At 67.3% G+C, this 17,977-nt stretch carries 17 protein-coding genes; 10 read left to right on the forward strand and 7 right to left on the reverse strand.

Annotated features, from left to right (window positions below; all coding sequences use genetic code 11):
* Window positions 1-3: 3 nt before the first annotated feature.
* The gene (locus tag LIN44_RS26475) at window positions 4-867 is read right to left on the reverse strand and encodes a branched-chain amino acid ABC transporter permease (protein WP_111516884.1); all 864 of its coding nucleotides are present in this window, start codon (window positions 865-867) and stop codon (window positions 4-6) included.
* 627 nt (window positions 868-1,494) lie between these two features.
* On the opposite strand from LIN44_RS26475, the gene LIN44_RS26480 reads away from it, so the two are divergent.
* The 3 genes from LIN44_RS26480 (at window position 1,495) to LIN44_RS26490 (ending at window position 5,825) form a co-directional block, all read left to right on the forward strand.
* A complete protein-coding gene (locus tag LIN44_RS26480) occupies window positions 1,495-2,574 on the forward strand; it encodes a glycosyltransferase family 4 protein (protein WP_227315202.1) in 1,080 nt (359 codons plus the stop codon).
* Between the two features lie 32 nt (window positions 2,575-2,606).
* The gene (locus LIN44_RS26485; RefSeq protein ID WP_227315203.1) at window positions 2,607-4,817 is read left to right on the forward strand and encodes an amylo-alpha-1,6-glucosidase; all 2,211 of its coding nucleotides are present in this window, start codon (window positions 2,607-2,609) and stop codon (window positions 4,815-4,817) included.
* Between the two features lie 267 nt (window positions 4,818-5,084).
* The gene (locus LIN44_RS26490; protein ID WP_227315204.1) at window positions 5,085-5,825 is read left to right on the forward strand and encodes an IclR family transcriptional regulator; all 741 of its coding nucleotides are present in this window, start codon (window positions 5,085-5,087) and stop codon (window positions 5,823-5,825) included.
* A gap of 16 nt (window positions 5,826-5,841) precedes the next feature.
* On the opposite strand, the gene LIN44_RS26495 is transcribed toward LIN44_RS26490, so the two are convergent.
* Window positions 5,842-6,744 (reverse strand): CoA ester lyase, encoded by a 903-nt coding sequence (locus LIN44_RS26495; protein ID WP_227315205.1) that lies wholly within the window; start codon window positions 6,742-6,744, stop codon window positions 5,842-5,844.
* Between the two features lie 243 nt (window positions 6,745-6,987).
* Between LIN44_RS26495 and LIN44_RS26500 the strand changes: the two genes are divergently transcribed.
* The 7 genes from LIN44_RS26500 to LIN44_RS26530 all read left to right on the forward strand — a co-directional run bounded on the left by LIN44_RS26500 (window position 6,988) and on the right by LIN44_RS26530 (window position 13,974).
* Window positions 6,988-8,358, forward strand: coding sequence for an MmgE/PrpD family protein (locus LIN44_RS26500; protein ID WP_227315206.1), 1,371 nt, complete (start codon window positions 6,988-6,990; stop codon window positions 8,356-8,358).
* Window positions 8,355-8,891 (forward strand): MaoC family dehydratase, encoded by a 537-nt coding sequence (locus tag LIN44_RS26505; RefSeq protein WP_227315207.1) that lies wholly within the window; start codon window positions 8,355-8,357, stop codon window positions 8,889-8,891. Before LIN44_RS26500 ends, LIN44_RS26505 begins: the two co-directional genes overlap by 4 nt.
* Before the next feature lie 26 nt (window positions 8,892-8,917).
* Window positions 8,918-10,132: an acyl-CoA dehydrogenase family protein gene (locus LIN44_RS26510; protein WP_227315208.1), complete on the forward strand. Its 1,215-nt coding sequence runs from the start codon at window positions 8,918-8,920 to the stop codon at window positions 10,130-10,132.
* Complete coding sequence (locus LIN44_RS26515) at window positions 10,129-10,617, forward strand: MaoC family dehydratase (RefSeq protein ID WP_227315209.1); 489 nt, start codon at window positions 10,129-10,131, stop codon at window positions 10,615-10,617. The genes LIN44_RS26510 and LIN44_RS26515 overlap by 4 nt, the downstream gene beginning before the upstream one ends.
* Entirely contained in the window at window positions 10,614-11,855 is a 1,242-nt protein-coding gene (locus tag LIN44_RS26520) for a CaiB/BaiF CoA-transferase family protein (protein ID WP_227315210.1), read from the forward strand. Before LIN44_RS26515 ends, LIN44_RS26520 begins: the two co-directional genes overlap by 4 nt.
* 74 nt (window positions 11,856-11,929) lie before the next feature.
* Window positions 11,930-12,841: a CoA ester lyase gene (locus LIN44_RS26525; protein WP_227315211.1), complete on the forward strand. Its 912-nt coding sequence runs from the start codon at window positions 11,930-11,932 to the stop codon at window positions 12,839-12,841.
* A 95-nt stretch (window positions 12,842-12,936) separates the two neighbouring features.
* Window positions 12,937-13,974: a tripartite tricarboxylate transporter substrate binding protein gene (locus LIN44_RS26530; protein ID WP_227315212.1), complete on the forward strand. Its 1,038-nt coding sequence runs from the start codon at window positions 12,937-12,939 to the stop codon at window positions 13,972-13,974.
* A gap of 215 nt (window positions 13,975-14,189) precedes the next feature.
* Here the strand turns inward: LIN44_RS26530 and LIN44_RS26535 are convergent, their stop codons facing one another.
* From LIN44_RS26535 to LIN44_RS26555, 5 genes are all read right to left on the reverse strand, one after another.
* Window positions 14,190-14,420: a DUF1484 family protein gene (locus tag LIN44_RS26535; protein WP_227315213.1), complete on the reverse strand. Its 231-nt coding sequence runs from the start codon at window positions 14,418-14,420 to the stop codon at window positions 14,190-14,192.
* 366 nt (window positions 14,421-14,786) lie between these two features.
* A complete protein-coding gene (locus tag LIN44_RS26540; protein WP_370641757.1) occupies window positions 14,787-15,548 on the reverse strand; it encodes an SDR family NAD(P)-dependent oxidoreductase in 762 nt (253 codons plus the stop codon).
* 284 nt (window positions 15,549-15,832) lie between these two features.
* On the reverse strand, window positions 15,833-16,063 hold the full coding sequence (locus LIN44_RS26545) for a DUF1484 family protein (protein ID WP_227315215.1): 231 nt from the start codon (window positions 16,061-16,063) through the stop codon (window positions 15,833-15,835).
* A 492-nt stretch (window positions 16,064-16,555) separates the two neighbouring features.
* On the reverse strand, window positions 16,556-16,858 hold the full coding sequence (locus LIN44_RS26550; RefSeq protein WP_227315216.1) for a hypothetical protein: 303 nt from the start codon (window positions 16,856-16,858) through the stop codon (window positions 16,556-16,558).
* Between the two features lie 197 nt (window positions 16,859-17,055).
* Window positions 17,056-17,874 (reverse strand): GntR family transcriptional regulator, encoded by an 819-nt coding sequence (locus tag LIN44_RS26555; protein ID WP_370641702.1) that lies wholly within the window; start codon window positions 17,872-17,874, stop codon window positions 17,056-17,058.
* Between the last annotated feature and the right edge of the window lie 103 nt (window positions 17,875-17,977).

The raw sequence follows: 17,977 nt of genomic DNA on the forward strand, positions 1-17,977 counted from the left end.
TCCTCAGGCTGCCTTGCCGGCAAACAGGCCCTGCGGCCGGATCGACAGGATCACCACCAGCAGCACGAAGGCGATGATGTCCTTGTAGTCGGTGGAAACGTAGAAGCCGCCGAAGCTCTCGGCCATGCCGATGATCAGCCCGCCGACGATGGCGCCGGGGATGCTGCCCATGCCGCCCAGGATGATGATGACGAAGGCCTTGGTGATGACCAGGTTGCCCATGCTGGGGTAGACCAGGTTGATCGGGGCGTAGAGCGTGGCAGCGATGGCGGCGAGCGCGCCGGAGATCGCAAATACCAGCAGCGTCACGCGCGTCGCGTCGATGCCGACCAGCGCCGCGCCTTCGCGGTTCTGCGCCATCGCCATGATGGTGGCGCCGGTCATGGTGCGGGTCAGGAACAGGTGCAGCAGCACCATCAGCGCAAAGGCGGCGCCGATGATCAGCAGGCGCTGCAGCGGCGCGGTCAGGCCGAACACGTCGACGATCTGGCCATAGGGCGTGGGCATGCGGTGGAAGTCCGCGCCCCACAGCGCCTGCGCGCCGGCTTCCAGGAACAGCAGGATGCCGATGGCGGCGATCATGTCGTGCAGCTCGGGCGAGTTGCGCAGCGGGTGGAACACCAGCCGGTCGGCCAGCATCGACAGCACCGCCACCACCAGCGCCGCGCCCAGCATCGCCAGCCAGTAGTTCACGCCCAGCGCGGTCATCAGGTAGTACGACACGTAGGCACCCGCCATGTAGAAGGCGCCGTGCGCGAAATTGGGCACGTGCAGGATGCCGTAGACCAGCGTCAGGCCAAGCGCCACCAGGCTGTACACGCCGCCCAGCGTCAGGCCGTTCAGGAACTGTTGAAGGAACAATGCCACGGGGGTACCTCTTACGGTTCGGAAAACCAGGCACGCGCCGGCAATGGCCGTGCGTGTTCCGTCGCGGCGGCGACCAGCGCGGCCGCGCAGATGAAATCGGGGCGCAGTGGGTCAGGCCGGCTGCAGCGTTGGCTGTCGTGCCGGAATGCGTGCGGTGGTGCGTGCGGCGGTGCGTGCGTTACTGCGCGGGGGCGCCGGGTCCACGTGCGGGACGAGGCGATGGCGGTGCGCAATGCGGTGCTGCGGATACGGCATGGCGGTGTCTCCTGTGCGATGCGGCGCGATGGCCGCCCGGCAAGCCGGGCAGCGTTGCCGCCCGGTGACGCCGTGTCGGGAAAGCGTTCCCGCACGATCGTTCGTTTTCGCCGACTTTTGCATAGGGCCGCGGGCACCGTCAAGGAAAGCGGCCTGCTATTCCGCACCGCGAAATAGCAGCGGCCGCGCCTCCGGGTAAGCCCTGACGAGAAAGGCCGCCACCATCGCTGCGCTACATGGTTGCCATGCCGCGCCTGCATGGTCCGGACCAGCTTGAAAAAGCCGCCGCCGCTTTCTATGGTGCCTTCATCAGCCCAGGCACTGTCGCGGCAATCCACCCTGCAGTTTGCTGATGACCAGGGGGGAAAGCCGATGAAGATTGCGCAGATTGCACCACTCGCCGAGCGCTGCCCGCCCAGCCTGTATGGCGGCACCGAGCGCATCGTTTCGTACCTGACGGAAGAACTGGTGCGCCAGGGCCACGAGGTCACGCTGTTTGCCAGCGGTGACTCGGCCACGCGGGCCGAACTGGTGCCATGCTGCGACATGGCACTGCGCCTCGATGCCGGCGTCGGCGACCATCTGCCCTACTACGTGATGATGCTGGACCGCGTGATGGCTGCCGCCACGCGCTTCGATGTGCTGCATTTCCATATCGACATGCTGCAATGCCCGCTGCTGCGGCGCCTGCCGGTGCGCGCGGTGACGACCTTGCACGGCCGGCTGGACTTGCCGGAGCTGCAGCCCTTCTATACGCATTTCCCGCATTTTCCGCTGGTGTCGGTCTCCGACGCGCAGCGCGCGCCGATGCCGCCGGTGAACTGGGTGGGCACGGTGCACCACGGCATCCCGGCGACGCTGCTGGACTATTGCGCCCATCCCGCGGGCGACTACCTGGCCTTCCTCGGCCGCATTTCTCCGGAGAAGCGTCCCGACCATGCCATCGAGGTGGCCGAGCGCGCGGGTTTGCCGCTGAAGATGGCGGCCAAGGTCGACCGGGTCGACCGCGCCTATTGGCAGGAAGTGATCCGCCCGCTGGTGGCGACGCACGCCAACGTCGAGTTCATCGGTGAAATCGACGAGCCCGCTAAGTCCGCCTTCCTCGGCAATGCGCGCGCGCTGCTGTTCCCGATCGCATGGCCCGAGCCGTTCGGCCTGGTGATGATCGAAGCCATGGCCTGCGGCACGCCGGTGATTGCGTTCGACTGCGGTTCGGTGCCGGAAGTGATCGAGCCGGGCATCAGCGGCTATATCGTGCACAGCGTCGACGAAGCGGTGGCCGCCGTCGCCAGCGTGGCCACGCTGCCGCGCGCCGGCGTGCGCGCCGCGTTCGAGGCGCGCTTTACCGCCGAGCGCATGGCGCGCGACTACGTGCGCATCTACCAGGGCCTGCCGACCCCCGGCGACGCGGGCGAGGCACATGGCGAGGCCGACGGACTGGCGCTCGCATAACCGCACACGACCACTGCTGGAGAGACCCGCTCATGCCTGCAGAATCCACGGAACATCCCAACCGCTCGGTGGCGGTCGCCGGCGCCGGCGACGTCGCCCAGTTCTATATCCCCGCGGCCGCGTCGCTGCAGGAGCGGCGTCCGCGCACGCTCAAGCATGGCGACACCTTCGCGCTGTTCGACCATAACGGCGATGCGATCGGCGCACCGGGCAGCCCCGAGGGGCTGTTCCATTTCGATACCCGCCATCTTTCCTTCCTGCGCCTGACGGTGGAAGGGCAGCGCCCGATGCTGCTGTCGTCGACGCTGCGCGACGACAATGCCGCGCTGACCTGCGACCTGACCAATCCCGACCTGTTCGACCAGGAGGGCACGCTGTGGCTGGAGCATGACCTGATCCACCTGCGCCGCTCGCGCTTCCTGTGGAACGGCACCTGCTATGAACGCCTGAGCGTGCGCAACTTCGACGACCGGCCGCGCCGCGTGTGCATCGACATCGCCTTCGACGCGGACTTTGCCGACCTGTTCGAGGTGCGCGGCACGCAGCGGCTGCGGCGCGGTACCATGCACGCACCGCAGGTCGACGGTGCCGCGGTCACGCTGAGCTATACCGGCCTGGACCAGGCGCGGCGCGAGACCCGGCTCTCGTTCGATCCCGTGCCGCAGGCGCTGAGCGGCAGCCGCGCCAGCTTCACGCTGCTGCTCAAGCCGTCGTGCATGCAGCTGCTGCGCATGGAGATCCGCTGCCAGTCGGTCGACCGCGAGGAGCACGAGTCCCAGTCCTTTCTCGGTGCGCTGCTGCAGTCCCGGCGCGAGCTGCGGCGCTCCTCCGGGCGCGCGGCGTCGATCACCACCTCCAACGAACTGTTCAACGAAGTCGCGCGGCGCAGCGTCTCCGACCTGTACATGCTGCTGACCAACACCGTGCACGGGCCTTACCCGTATGCCGGCATCCCATGGTTCAGCACGGTATTCGGCCGGGATGCGCTGATCACCGCGTTGCAGACGCTATGGCTCGATCCCGAGATCGCGCGCGGCGTGCTGCAGTACCTGGCCGCGATGCAGGCCGAAACGGTAGACCCGCACGCCGATGCCGAGCCCGGCAAGATCCTGCACGAAATGCGCCACGGCGAAATGGCCCGCCTGGGCGAAGTGCCGTTCGCGCTTTACTACGGCAGCGTCGATGCCACGCCGCTGTTCGTGCTGCTGGCCGGCGCCTACCTGCGGCGCACCGGCGATCTCGACACCGTCCGCGCGCTGTGGCCCAGGCTGGAGGCCGCGCTGGGCTGGATCAGCGAATACGGCGACCGCGACGGCGACCTGTTCGTCGAATACGGCCGGCTCTCGCCTGAGGGGCTGATCAACCAGGGCTGGAAGGACAGCCGCGATTCGGTGTTCCATGAGGACGGGCGGCTCGCCGCCGGTCCGATCGCGCTGGCCGAAGTCCAGGCCTACACCTATGGCGCGTGGCAGGCCGCGGCGCAGATCCGCGCGGCGCTGGACGACAGCGAAGGCGCCGCCCGCTATGCCGCCAGGGCGGAAGTGCTGCGCGACGCCTTCGACAAGCACTTCTATGACCCCGCGCTGGGCACTTATGTGCTGGCGCTGGATGGCAAGAAGCAGCCGTGCCGCATCCGCGCCTCCAACGCGGGCCATACCCTCTTCACCGGCATCGCGCTGCCGGAGCGCGCGCCGTCCGTGGTGGGCACGCTGATGCAGAGCACTTCCTTCTGTGGCTGGGGTATCCGCACCGTCGCCGCGGACGCGGCGCGCTTCAACCCCATGAGTTACCACAACGGCTCGGTATGGCCGCACGACAATGCCCTGATCGCCGCGGGCATGGCGCGCTACGGCTACCACCCCGAGGCGAGCCGCATCTTCGAGGGCCTGTTCGCGGCCTCCAGCTATATCGACCTGCGCCGCCTGCCCGAGCTGTTCTGCGGCTTCGCGCGCCAGCGCAGCCAGGGGCCGACCTTCTACCCGGTCGCCTGCGCGCCGCAGGCGTGGGCCGCGGCCGCGCCGCTGCTGATGCTGCAGGCCTGCCTGGGGCTGGACTTCGACACGCAGGAACCGGCGATCACGTTCGAGAACCCGTCGCTGCCGCCGTTCCTGGATGAGGTGGTGTTCCGCAACCTGGGGGTGGGCGGCGGCAGCGCCGACGTGGCGGTGCGACGTTCGGGCGAGCGCGTGGTGGTCGACGTGCTGGAACGGCGCGGGCCGGTGCGCGTGCTGACGCGGAATTAGTGGGGGAGTGGCGCGAGGACCGGCCCGGCCGCGCGCGCCGGTACCTTCCCGAATAACCCCCGCCTTTCGGTACAATTCGGCCGCGGCTGGTCCGCGGCCTTCATCATCTTGCGCCTGCTGCGCGGCATCGTCGTGCACCGCCTGAACCAGACCGCGAATGGAGCCCGTGACCGTGAGGGAAGAAATCCTGCGCAAGAGCCATCCGGGGGGCGGGCCGATCCAAAGCGACACCCGTCGCCACGAGTCGCGCGGGGCAAGGAGGGGACAATGATGGACAGCGGCATGGTCAAGTCGGCAAACCGCGTGTTCGACCTGCTGGAACTGTTCGAGCGCGTGCGCCGGCCGCTGCGCGTCGGCGAGATTGCCGAGCGCCTCGGCATCCCGCAGTCCAGTGTCTCGATGCTGCTGCGGACCATGGTTGCGCGTGGCTACATGGAGTTCGACGCGCAGTTGCGCAGCTATTGCCCGTCGGTGCGGGTCGCCTTCCTGTGCGGCTGGACCACGCGCAAGCAAGGCGCCGGCGCCTCGGTGCACGACGCCATGCGCCGCCTGTCGAGCGAAACCGGCGAGACCGTGCTGCTGGGCCGCCAGAGCGGCAACATGCTGCAATACCTGTCGGTGATCGAATCCAGCCATGCGCTGCGCCTGTCGGTAGCGTCGGGCATTCTGCGGCCAATGCATCGCACCGCGATCGGCATCATGCTGATGAGCCGGATGGAGGATGAGCAGATCGGACGACTGCTGCGCCGCTACAACGCCGAGGCGGCCGCCGGCGAGCCGCTGGCACGGCCCGCCGAGATCCTGCGCGAGGTCGAGCTGGCGCGTCGCCAGGGCTACTATGAATCGGCCAGCCTGGCCACGCCAGGGGCCGGCGTGATTGCCACGCTGATGGCCACACCTATCCGCGGACAGTGGCTGGGCATCGGCACCGGCGGCCCGGTGGCGCGCCTGCACGCGCGCCGCAGGAAACTGCTGGCCGCGGTGCTGGCCGTGGCGCAGGACTGCTGAGCGCCGGCGCGCGCGCTCAGCGGCCGGGCCGTTCGCTGCGCGCCCGGATGGCGTCGAGCCGTGCCAGCAGGCGCGTGGCCTGTTCCAGGTGCAGGCGCTCGACCATGCGTCCGTCCAGGTTGATCACGCCCGCGGCGGCATGCTCGGGCCGCGCAAAGGCCGCGACGATCGCCCGGGCCTCGGCCGTGGCGGCGTCCGACGGCGTGAACGCCGCATTGGCCGGGTCGACCTGCGACGGGTGGATCAGCGTCTTGCCGTCAAAGCCCATCCTGACCGACTGCCGCACTTCATTGTCGAAGCCGGCGCGGTCGCCGAAGTCATTCCACACACCGTCGAGCACGTCAATGCCATGGCGCTTTGCCGCCAGCACCACCGACATCAGCCAGGGCAGCAGGTACGCGCGCTGGTCGCCCGGACAGACGCCGGTTTCCCTGGCCAGGTCATTGGTGCCCACCACCAGGCAGTCGAGTTGCACCTGCCGGCGCTGGCCGGCTTGCAGGATGCCGTCGATATGGTGGATCGCCGCAGCCGTTTCGATCATGGCCCATAGCCGGGGCGCCCGGCCGTTGGCGATGGCGCCGATGGCCGCGGCGAAGCGCTCCAGGTCCGCGCCGGTATCGACCTTCGGCAGCAGGATGGCATCGGCCCCGCAGGCGACGGCCACGCGCAGGTCGGCATCGAACTCGGCGCTTGCCAGCGCGTTGACCCGGATCACCGTTTCATGCGCGGTGAATGGCTGCGCGGCAAATGCAGCGGCCAGGTTATCCCTCGCCTGGGCTTTCATCGCCGGCGCCACGGCGTCTTCCAGGTCGAACACGATGGCGTCGCAGGGCAGGTGGCGCGCCTTCTCGATGGCGCGGGTATTGGTGGCGGGCACATACAGCACGGAGCGGCGGGGCGTGGGCTTGGTCATGGTCATGAGCGGCGGCGTCGTGGACGCGTAAGGTTGACGAAGGCGGGACAGGCGGCCATGTGCGGCAGCGGGGTGCCGCGCATGACCACGGACGAGAGTTTCGGTCCCCCACGCCCGCACATCCATCACATATGTGATGGATGGCAGCGGCCGGCATTCATCACATATGTGATGCCGCGCTCGTCGGCATTCGCCAATACTGGGTCCATCGACAACAACACGGCGCCGGCCAACGCGGCGAAGCTTCCGGTGGAACCTGACCAAACCTCCGACAACACAGCGGACCGCGCCGGCTTTACCCGGGCGCTGGCCGACTGGACCAGCACGGTCGACGATGCCGAGCTGGGCGCGCCGGCCTTCGCCTGGGCCCGCCATGCCATGCTCGACTGGGTCGCGGTGACGCTCGCCGCCGCGCGCGAACCGCTGGTCGAAATGCTCGTCGCCGAATATGCCGGCCTGCGCGACTTGCCGTGCGCGCTGGTGGGAAGCCCACTGCGTGCCGAACCGGCGCAGGCCGCGCTGATCAACGGCGCCGCGGGCCATGCCCTGGACTTTGACGACGTGGCCTCGGCCATGCACGGGCACCCGACCGTGCCGGTGGCCCCGGCGGCGCTGGCGGTAGCCCAGGCGGTCGGCGCCAGCGGCAAGGACGTGCTGCGCGCGCTGATCCTCGGACATGAGGTGGAAAGCCGGGTCGGCGAAGTGGTTGGCGCCGAACAGTATCGCCTCGGCCTGCACCCCACCGGCACCACCGGCACGCTGGGCGCCGCCGCCGCCTGTGCGAGGTTGGGCGGACTCGACCCGGCGCGCACGGCGCACGCACTCGGCCTGGCCGCGACGCAGGCCGCTGGGCTCAAATGCATGTTCGGCACCATGGCCAAGCCGTTGCACGCGGGCAAGGCCGCGATGAATGGCGTGATGGCGGCACGGCTGGCGGCGCGCGGGTTCACCGCCAACGCCAGCGGCATCGAGTGCGAGCAGGGCTTTGGCCGCACCCAGGCGCCCGCCGCGCCGGCGTTCCCGGCCACCTTCGAGCGCCGCGCAGCGATGGCGATCGAACGCACCCTGTTCAAGTTCCATGCGTCCTGCTACCTCACGCACTCCACCATCGAAGCCGTGCGCCAGGCTTGCCGTGAGCACCGGATCGACCTCGACGCGCTCGAGTCGATGACCATCTTTGTGTCCGGACCGCATCGCGGCGTGTGCGATATCGCCAACCCGCAGACCGGCCTGGAGATCAAGTTCGCGATCCAGCATCTGGCGGCGCTGGCGATGGACGGCGCGCCCACGGCGTCGCTCGCGCTGTATTCGCCCGAGACCGCGCTTGCGCCGCGCTATGTCAGGGCGCGGCAACGGATCACGCTGCAGGTGGTGCCCGGCCCGGACCGCAACGCCGCCACGGTCGAGATCCTGACGCGCGACGGCCGCACTCTGCGCGCGCAGGCCAATGTCGCGGTGCCGGCCGCGGACCTCGCCATGCAGTGGCGGCGCCTGGTCGACAAGGCGCAGGCCATCGTCGTGCCGCGCATCGGCGCGGCCAAGTTCGCGAAGCTGGTGTCGGTGGTCGACACGCTGGACCGGCTTCCTTCCGTCGAACCCTTGTTTGAGGCAATCCAATGACATCCACCCAACCCGCCATCGGGAGCGTCCCCGCGATCCCCGCCGATCCGGTCGTCGCCCGCCTCCAGGCAGAGGCCCGGCTGCGCGGCCGCGGCAACCGCTACGAGGATTTCGATCCGGGCCGCCGCTTCGACCATCACTGGGGCCGCACCGTCACCGCGGCGGACAACACCATGTTCTCGGTGCTGACGCTGCACTACAACCCGCAGTACACCAACGAGGCGGTGGCGCGGGCCAACGGCCACCCGGGCGTGCCGGTCAATCCGCTGCTGGTGTTCAACACCGTGTTCGGATTGTCGGTGGAGGACCTGTCCGAGGGCGGCGGTCCCTTTCTCGGTGTCGACGAGCTGGCCTACCTACGGCCGGTCTACCCGGGCGAGACGCTCTATGCCAGCTCCGTGGTGGTGTCGCGCCGGCCGGCCAGCAACCGGCCTGGCTACGGCATCGTCACGTGGCACACGCGGGGCACGAATCAGCAGGGCGATGCGGTGATCGAATTCAAGCGTACCAATCTGGTCAGGATGAGGGGATAAGCATGTCAGGAGACGGTCTGGGGTACATGACGGAAGCGCGTTGCATGATCCGCGATGCGGCGCGCGAGTTTACGATGAAAGAGGTGCTGCCGGTGGCCAACGCGCTGGACGGCCCCGAGGCGGAGATTCCGATGTCGCTGCGCGACAAGATGGCCGAGATGGGCTACTTCGGCATCACCATCCCGGAGCAGTACGGCGGCCTGGGCCTCGGCATCTTCGAGTATTGCCTGATCTGCGAGCAGCTGTCGCGCGGCTGGATGTCGGTGGCGTCGATCGTGGCCCGCGCGCAGGGCGGCTGGATCATGAAATCGATGCCCGAGGAGATGCGTCGCGAATACTTGCCGCGCGTGGTGCGCGGCGACTTTCTCAACGCCAGCGCGCTGTCCGAGCCGGATACCGGTTCCGACCTGGCGTCGATCTCGTGCCGCGCGGTGCCCGACGGCGATGAATGGGTGCTGACCGGCAACAAGTACTGGTGCACCTTTGCCGACGGCGCCGACTACCTGATCGTGTTCGCGCGCACCTCGGCGCCGCCATCGCCCGACAAGCGCTGGGAAGGCATTTCGTGCTTCATGATCGAGAAGCAGCGCGGCGGCTTTCCGCCGGGCATGACCGGCTCGCCGATCCCCAAGATCGGCTATTTCGGCTGGAAGACCTTCGAACTGGCGCTCGACGGCGTGCGCGTGCCGAAGCGCAACCTGATGGGCCCGGAGGGCAAGGCCTTCCTGCTGATGGCCAAGGGCCTGGAGGGTGCCCGCGCGCATACCGCCGCCCGTGCGATCGGCCTGGCGCAAGGTGCGCTGGAAGACGCGATCGCCTATTCGCTGGAGCGGCGCCAGTTCGGCATGCCGATCGCCGAATACCAGGCGATCCGCTTCAAGATCGCCACCATGGCGACCGAGATCGAGGCCGCGCGGCAGCTGCTCTACTTCGTCTGCAACGAGATCGACAGCGGGCGGCGCTGCGACAAGGAGGCGTCGATGGTGAAGTACTTCGCCTCGGAGATGGCCGAGCGCGTGACTTCGCAGGCGCTGCAGATCTTCGGCGGCGCGGGCTATACCAAGCTGTTCCCGGTCGAGCGCTACTGGCGCGACGCGCGCCTCACCAAGATCTTCGAAGGCACCTCGGAGATCCAGCAACGCATCATCGCCAACAGCCTGCTCGGCAAGTCCGAGGTCGAGGGCATGATCGCCGGCCGCGCATTCGGCGGGCAGGTGCGGCAGTCGAAGGAGGCGGCATGAAACTCTGCGCACTTACCAGCCCCGACGGGTACTTCGAGCACTTCGAGCCCGGCATGCTGATCCGTCATGCGCGCGGCAAGACCGTGACAGAGATGGATAACGTGATGCTGACCAACATGGTCATGAACACGGCCGAAGGGCATTTCAACGAAGACGCCATGCGCCGCGCCGCCGGCGGCATCTTCGCGCAGCGGGTGGTCTTTGGCGGGATCAACCTGTCGATGGTGCTCGGGCTTGCGGCGCAGGATACCGCCGAGCAATGCCTGCAGGAACTGGCGCTCGACAAGATCCGCCTGTCGCATCCGGTGTTCCACGGCGACACGCTCTACGCCTTCACCGAGGTGCTGGCCAGGGAAGACGGCGACCGCGAGGATGCCGGCATCGTCCGCTTCCGCCACTACGGCGTGAACCAGGACGAAAAGCTGTGCGTGCAGGCAGAGCGCACTGCGCTGATCAAGCGCGAGAGCCATTGGGGCGGGCGATGAGCGCAGATGGCCACACCAGGGGCGCGCTCGACGGCATGGTGGTGCTCGACCTGACCCAGATGCTGGCCGGCCCGTATTGCTCGATGATGCTCGCCGACCAGGGCGCGCGCGTGATCAAGATCGAGCCGCCCGGGGGCGACCAGACCCGCCGCAACGGCCCGCATCTCGACGGCGCGTTGCGGATGGAGTCAGGCGGCTTCGGCGGCTACTTCGGCTCGATCAACCGCAACAAGGAATCGCTGGTGCTGGACCTGAAGCGGCCCGCCGGACGCGAGACCCTGCTGCGGCTCGTGCGTGGCGCCGATGTGCTGGTCGAGAACTACCGCGCCGGTGTGATGGAGCGCTTCGGGCTGGGCTATGAACGGCTCGCCGGGGAGAACCCGAAGCTCGTGTACGCGGCGCTGCGCGGCTTCGGCGACCCGCGCAGCGGCGCAAGCGCCTACGCCGGCTGGCCCGCCTACGATCCCGTCGCGCAGGCCATGGGCGGCATCATGGGGATTACCGGAGCGCAGCGCGGTGGCGCACCGACCAAGATCGGCCCCGGCGTCGGCGATATCGTGCCGGCCATGTTCCTGGCCTATGGTGTTGCGGCGGCGTGCTGGCATGCGCAGCGCACCGGTCGCGGCCAGTTCGTCGATGTGGCCATGGTCGACGCCGTGCTGGCGGTGTGCGAGCGCATGGTGTTCCAGTACAGCGCCTCGGCGCAGGCGCCGGGACCGGAGGGCAACGGCCATCCGCTGCTGTGCCCGTTCGGCCTGTTCCCGGCCAGCGACGGCCATATCAGCCTGGGGGTGCCGAACGACCGCTTCTGGCGGCTGCTGGTGGAACGGATGGGCCATCCATCATGGGCCGACGATCCGCGCTTTGCCACCAACGAACTGCGTGTTCGCCACCGCGCCGAGGTGGAGCAGGCGGTCGCCGCCTGGACCGTGCGCCACACCAAGCGTGCGCTGGCCGGGATGCTCGGCGGCGAGGTGCCGTTCGGGCCGGTGTTCGATGCCGCCGACATCTTCGACGATCCGCATTTCCGCATCCGCGGGATGCTGGTCGAGGCCGAGCAGCCTGGCGCGGCGCGCCCGCTGACGATTGCCGGCAGTCCGGTGCGCATGAGCGCCACGCCTGGCGGCGTACGGCGGCGTGCGCCGATGACTGGCGAGCACACCGACCGTACCCTCGCCGACCTCGGCTTCAATGCCGGCGAGATCGCCGCGCTGCGCGCGGATGGCGTGGTGCAGTAGGTATCGCGCCAGGTCGTGACCAGGCGACAGGCATCAAGAGAACTACACGAGTACAACAAGCAGGAGACAACATCATGCAAGAGAAGACCAAGCGGCTGCGCCGCTGCCAGCTGTCGGTGCCGGGCTCGAGCGAGAAGATGATGGCCAAGGCCGCGGCCATGGGCGTGGACTTTGTTTTCCTCGACCTGGAAGACGCCGTGGCGCCCAGCGAGAAGCGCCCGGCACGGCGCAAGATCGTCGATGCGCTCAACGGGCTCGACTGGGGCCGCACCACGCGCTGCGTGCGCATCAACGACCTGACCACCGAGTACGCCTACGAGGACATCATCGAAGTGGTCGAGGGCGCCGGCCGCAACCTCGATGTGATCATGCTGCCGAAAGCCATGTCGGCGGCGGATGTGCAGTTCGTCGACAAGCTGCTGTCGATGATGGAAAAGAAGCTCGGCCTGCGCCACCGCATCGGCATCGACGTGCTGATCGAGGAAGTCGAGGCGATGATGAACGTCGAAGCCATCGCCGCGTCGACACCGCGGCTGGAATGCCTGATCTTCGGCATGGGCGACTACTCGGCCAGCCAGGGCGTGTCCATGCGCGACATCGGCGGCAGCGGAGGTTACCCGGGCGACATCTGGCACTACCAGCGCCAGCGGCTGACGATTGCCGCGCGCGCCTACCGGCTCGACGCCGTCGACGGCCCGTTCGCCGACTTCCGCAGTCCCGATGCGTTCCGCGAGGAAGCGCGCCGCGCCATGATCCTCGGCATGGTCGGCAAGTGGGCGATTCATCCGTCGCAGGTCGAGCTTGCGCAGGAGGTGTTCTCGCCGGCCGCTGCTGACGTGGCACGTGCCCGCGACATGATCCGCGCCTATGACGAAGCGCTGTCGCAAGGCCTGGGCGCGGTCCAGTACGAGGGCAAGATGATCGACATCGCCTCGGTCCGCATCGTCAGGAACCTGGTGCAGCGCGCCGACCTGATCGGCATGTAACGGCATGCCCTCCGTGCCGGCCGTGGCGCATAGCCGCGGCCACGTTGCCCGCGGTTCATCACGGGCACGGACTTGAAGCATTCGGGAGAAGACCCATGCATTTCATAGCTGGTTCGGGCAACGCATTGCCCGCGGATACCGTCAACCTGCGCCGGCGCCAATGGCTCGGCGCCGCGGCCGGGGCGGCTGTGCTGCCCTGGCTGCTGCCACGCCAGGCGCTTGCCGGCGACTGGCCTTCGCGCCCGATCCGGATCATCGCGGCGCAGGCGCCGGGCTCGTCCAACGACAGCACCGCGCGCGCGTTCGCCGAGTTCTTCTCCGCCAGGCTGAAGGTGCCAGTGGTGGTGGAAAACAAGCCCGGCGGCATCGGCATGATCGCCGCCGAAGCCGTGGCCCGTGCCAAGCCCGACGGGTGCACGCTGCTGTGCACCTTGCACAGCCAGCTGGCGCAAGCGCCGGTGCTGCTGAAGAAGCCGCCCATCGACCCCGCGCGCGAGCTTACGCCGGTCGCCTCGATGAGTACCGGCGTCGGCGTGATGGTGGCGACCAGGGGCCTGCCCGCCAGCACCTTCAAGGAACTGATCGCGCTGGCGCAGAAGCGTCCGGTCAGCGTCGGCAACTACGGCATCGGCTCGGGCTGGCAATTGATGGTGGCGCAGCTGAAGAAGCTGACCGGGGCGCAGCTCGACATCATCAACTACAAGGGCACCGGGGCGATGATCGGCGACCTGCTGGCGGGGCATATCGATATCGGCGCCGGTTCGCTGCTCGGCATGTCGGGTGGGCTGGCGTCCGGCGGGCTCAAGCCGCTGCTGGTGATCTCCGGACCGCGTTCGGCCAAGTTGCCTGGCATACCGACCTGGACGGACGAGGGCATCTCGGACCCCGTGTTCAGCAACCTGGCGGAGTGCAACATGCTGCTGGGACCCGCCGGGCTGCCTGCCGGCATCGTCTCGACGCTCGCCACGCTGGTGCGGCAGTCGGTCACCGAATCGGAGGCGGTCAGGAACGTGCGCGAGCAGTTGGGCAGCCAGGACACGCCGCTGACCGGTGAAGCGCTGCAGCGGTTCATCGGCCGCACCTGGCCGACCTACCAGGCCATGACGAGGTCGGTGGGACTCCAGATGGAATGATGGGTGGAACCGGTGCCGCTACCTTTCGGCATGAACCGGTTCGCCAGCTGCCCGGCCGCACTGTCGCGGCCGGGGCGGCGTGTGTCAGGCAACACCACAAAGCACTAGCAAGACCCGTCCAGCAAACCGTTCGGGGCACCGGCAGCCCTCTGCACGTGCTGCCAGGCCGGACCCGGCCGCTTTCCTACGCCGCTCTGGCGGGCGTGTGGTGGGGGTCATGACGACTCAGTCTCAGGACACAACGCCTCTGCCATCTGATCCACCTGCATTTTGATCATCGCCAGCAGGCAATGGACGCCGTGGCATCCCTCGGACCGTTCGCTTTCCACTTCCAGCAGCGACAGGACACTACCCAGGCCGGCCTGGACCCGCTCGAGCGATTCAAGCGTTTCCGCCGGAATGCCGACGAAGATGGTTTCGTGCTGGGGATGGGTTTTTGCTTGCATTGCGCTCTCCTGAAGAAGGTTGGGAGACCCGCCTGATGCAAAACAGTAGAGGGTGGCGGGCCAGACAGCGGGGGTCGAAATACCGGATCACCAACGAAGCCCGGCCAGCCTGACGGCTGCCCCGCCCGGCCCGCCGTAGTGGAACGACGCGCGCGTGCGTATGGGGGATGGTCGCCTGAGCGACCATCCGTTGATGATATGCGGGTTTCGACTCCCGATCACCGTTGTTTCGGTGATGGGCTTAGTTTTGCCTTTTCAGTGCGGGATGGCGATCAGACGATTCGCAATATTCTTGTTCTGGAAAGACGGCAGCTCAATCTTCTTGTCCTGCGAACGCTTCACGAGACCCGGAGCGCCCCGGGCCACTCACCCCAGCCTGGTACCGGTGGCACGCGCCAGTTCGGCCAGCAACGCGTCCTGGAAGCGGATGTCGTTGACTGCCGGATGCGGCCTCTGGCGCTGCTGGTGGTACCAGTAGCCGCCGCTGGTCAGCGCCGCGGGCTCGTCACTGGTAGCGAGCCACTCCTGCGTCAGGTGCCCCAGCCGCAGGTCGTCCGGCGCGTCCGGGCCTCCCATCTTCGTCGGCACCCAGCCCGGGTCGACGGCGTTGCTGATCACGTCTGGCCACAGCCGCGCAACGGCTGCGGAGAGGGTAGTGATGAAGAGCTTGCTCTCCGAGTAGCCGCCCGTGGCCGTGCGGCCCGACCAGTCCAGCCCGGCAAGCGTGGCGCGTGCGCCGCGGTGCATGCTGCTGCTAAGGTAGATCAGGCGCCGGGGGCGCTGGACCAGCGCCGTCAGCAGGTACGGTGCCACGACGTTGATCACCATCAGTTGCGCACCGGAGATGACGGCGGCGTTGTGGATGACAGCGTCCATCCTGCCAATCGCATTGACCTGGCGGGCGAGATCGCGGATTTGCGCAACGTCCGACAGGTCGCCGATCGTGGCGATGGCGCCCTGGTCCACCAGTGCTTTCACGGCGGGCTGCCGGGCCTGCGAGCGGACGTGCACGACCACCTGGTGGCCGTCGGCCAGCAGCGTCCGGGCCGCGGCATGGCCCAGTCCGTCGGATGAGCCGGTGATGAACACGCGCGCCTTGCGGCCTGCACCACGTCGGGCGCTGGACATGGGGGGCTGCGTGCGGGGATCCGCGGGCGTCTGCGCCCAGGAGTTCGTGGCGGCGATCAACGATCCCGCGGCCAGGGCCGGACCCAGGCCGGCGCCTGTGGCGAGAAACTTTCTGCGATCCATGGGCATGTCCTCCTGTATCTCCGCCTGCCTTGTCGGAGCCTGGGATGCCGAGAGCGCGCACAGGGCTGGCAAGGCCCTGGCACGGCATCTGGCGACGACCCCTAGCGTGAAATAGTACGCGCCTTTGCCGGCTGCAGGGCAGCCGGCAAAGGCCTCGGGTGTCATAACGACTCAGCCTCAGGGCACAACGCCTCCGCGATCTGATCAACGTGCATTTTGATCATCGCCAGCAGGCAATGGACGCCGTGGCAGCCCTCGGACCGTTCGCTTTCCACTTCCAGCAGCGACAGGACGCTACCCAGGCCGCCCTGGATCCGGTCGAGCGATTCCAGGGTTTCCGCCGGAATGCCGACGAAGATGGTTTCGTGCTGGGGATGGGGTTTCTCTTGCATTGCGTTCTCCTGAAGAAGGGTGGGAGACCCGCGGGATGCAAAAACAGTAGAGGGTGGCGGGCCTGACAGCGGGGGTCGCAATACCGGCTCTCTGACGAACACCGGCCAGCCTTATCGGCTGCCCCGCCCGGCCCGCCATGGTGAAGCGACGCGCGCGTGCATGTGGGGATGGTCGCATGAGCGACCATCCGTCAGAGAGAATAGCGAGTTGCGACACCCGATCACCGTTGTTTCGATGATGGGCTTAGTTTTGCCTTTTCGGTGGGGTATGGCGATCAGACGATTCGCAATCTTGGGGCGCTTCGTCAGACGACCTTCGTGAGGGCTGCCGGGCGGCAGCTAGCGACCCTTTGGAGACACCCAGGTTTAGCGCAGCGAAGGTTCGCCTTCAGCTTCAACGAAGATATCGATCTGAGTGGTTGAGCCAGAGGCTTCAAACAAAAAAGCCCGTTGCTTACGACAACGGGGCTGGGCTGCGCATGCCGCTCGATTTCAGGGGCGAATCACAACTTGCGGGCTAACGACAATGGCGGGCTCAGGATAGTAGACCGCGCCAGGCGGATGGTACGCGGCGGGGCGGTCCTTGCACTTGCGCTCTTCCTTATACTCGCCATTCTTTTCCCATTTCCGTTCGACCTTGCAGCGGCCGTCCCAGTACTCTTCCTTATAATCGCCGCCCTTGTGCTTGCGTCCATAGCCGTGGCCCGATTCATCCTTCCACGGGTCGGCATGCGTGACAACTGATGTAGCGCTCAAGCCTGCTAGCAGGAGCAGGCTGACGAAATGGCGAACCATACAGAACCCCAACGTTAAGTTGTTTGCGATAAGCCGAGGGGAGCAGCAAATGCGGTCAGCGACTGTATCGAGCCGTAACGCCAGTAACTCTGCCACTCTTCCTGCGCGAGGAGCCTGAAGCAGGGTCTAGGTGCGGCGCTGATTACTTTCAGGCTGCTTTCGCGCCGCCACTATGGTGGAAAACCGTCCCCAAGCCTTCAAATCGCGGCTTCCGTCGCGGCGCCACGCCTTGATTTCCCGGTGGCCCCGGCTTTGCGCTGCTGAAGGTACTTCAGGACAAGGTCTGTGGTGTGCTGGAAATGGTCCGATAGCAGCTTGCACGCTTTCGTCGCATCCCGCGCCAGGATGGCGTTGACCACGGCTTCATGCTCGGCCGCGACATCGCGGCTTCGCTCCGCCTTCGGCGCAGCCAGGGACAAAACACGATAGCGTGCGGTCTGGTCTCTCAGCACTCTCGAGAACCGCCGCATCCAGGGCGAGCGGCACCCGGCGATCAGTACTTCGTGAAACTCTGCATGGGCATTTTCCCATTCGGGATTCAGGGTGCCGCCCTGACCGCGCAACACCATGGGAATGCGCGTAAGCCGATGGTGAGCAGCCATCACTTCGGATTCCCACGCGATATCGGCGGATTCAATGGCATCACGCAAGGCAGCAGTCTCGATCTGCTGCCTGACGCGAGTGACATCCAGTAATTCATCGAGCGAGAGTTCCGCGACACGGAATCCTTTCTGGTCGATGGCCAGAACGAAGCCCGTCGTGCACAGGCGTGAAAGCGCCTCGCGCAGCGGGATGACGCCGGCCTGATACCGGTCGGCCAGTTCTTTCAGGCGCAGCTTGCTGCCGGCGGGCAGCTTGCCGTTGATGATGTCTTCGCGAACCGCCTGCTCAAGGACCGACGCCCAGGTGCGCCCGCCCAGGTCAGGCGGGACGGCGGTGGTATCGTCGTTGACGGCCATGTTTGCTGACTTGGCTGGCACGGTGAGTCTCGCAGAATGATAGATAGTGGCATTCATTATATATATTTCTGGACTTACCGTACGCCGTGGTGCCTCAGTAGCCGCCGCCTGACGGAAGGTGCAGCCTCGACGATACCGGCAAGGCCTCCAGCCCGCAGCG

Source organism: Cupriavidus sp. MP-37, from assembly GCF_020618415.1.
Lineage (GTDB): Bacteria > Pseudomonadota > Gammaproteobacteria > Burkholderiales > Burkholderiaceae > Cupriavidus.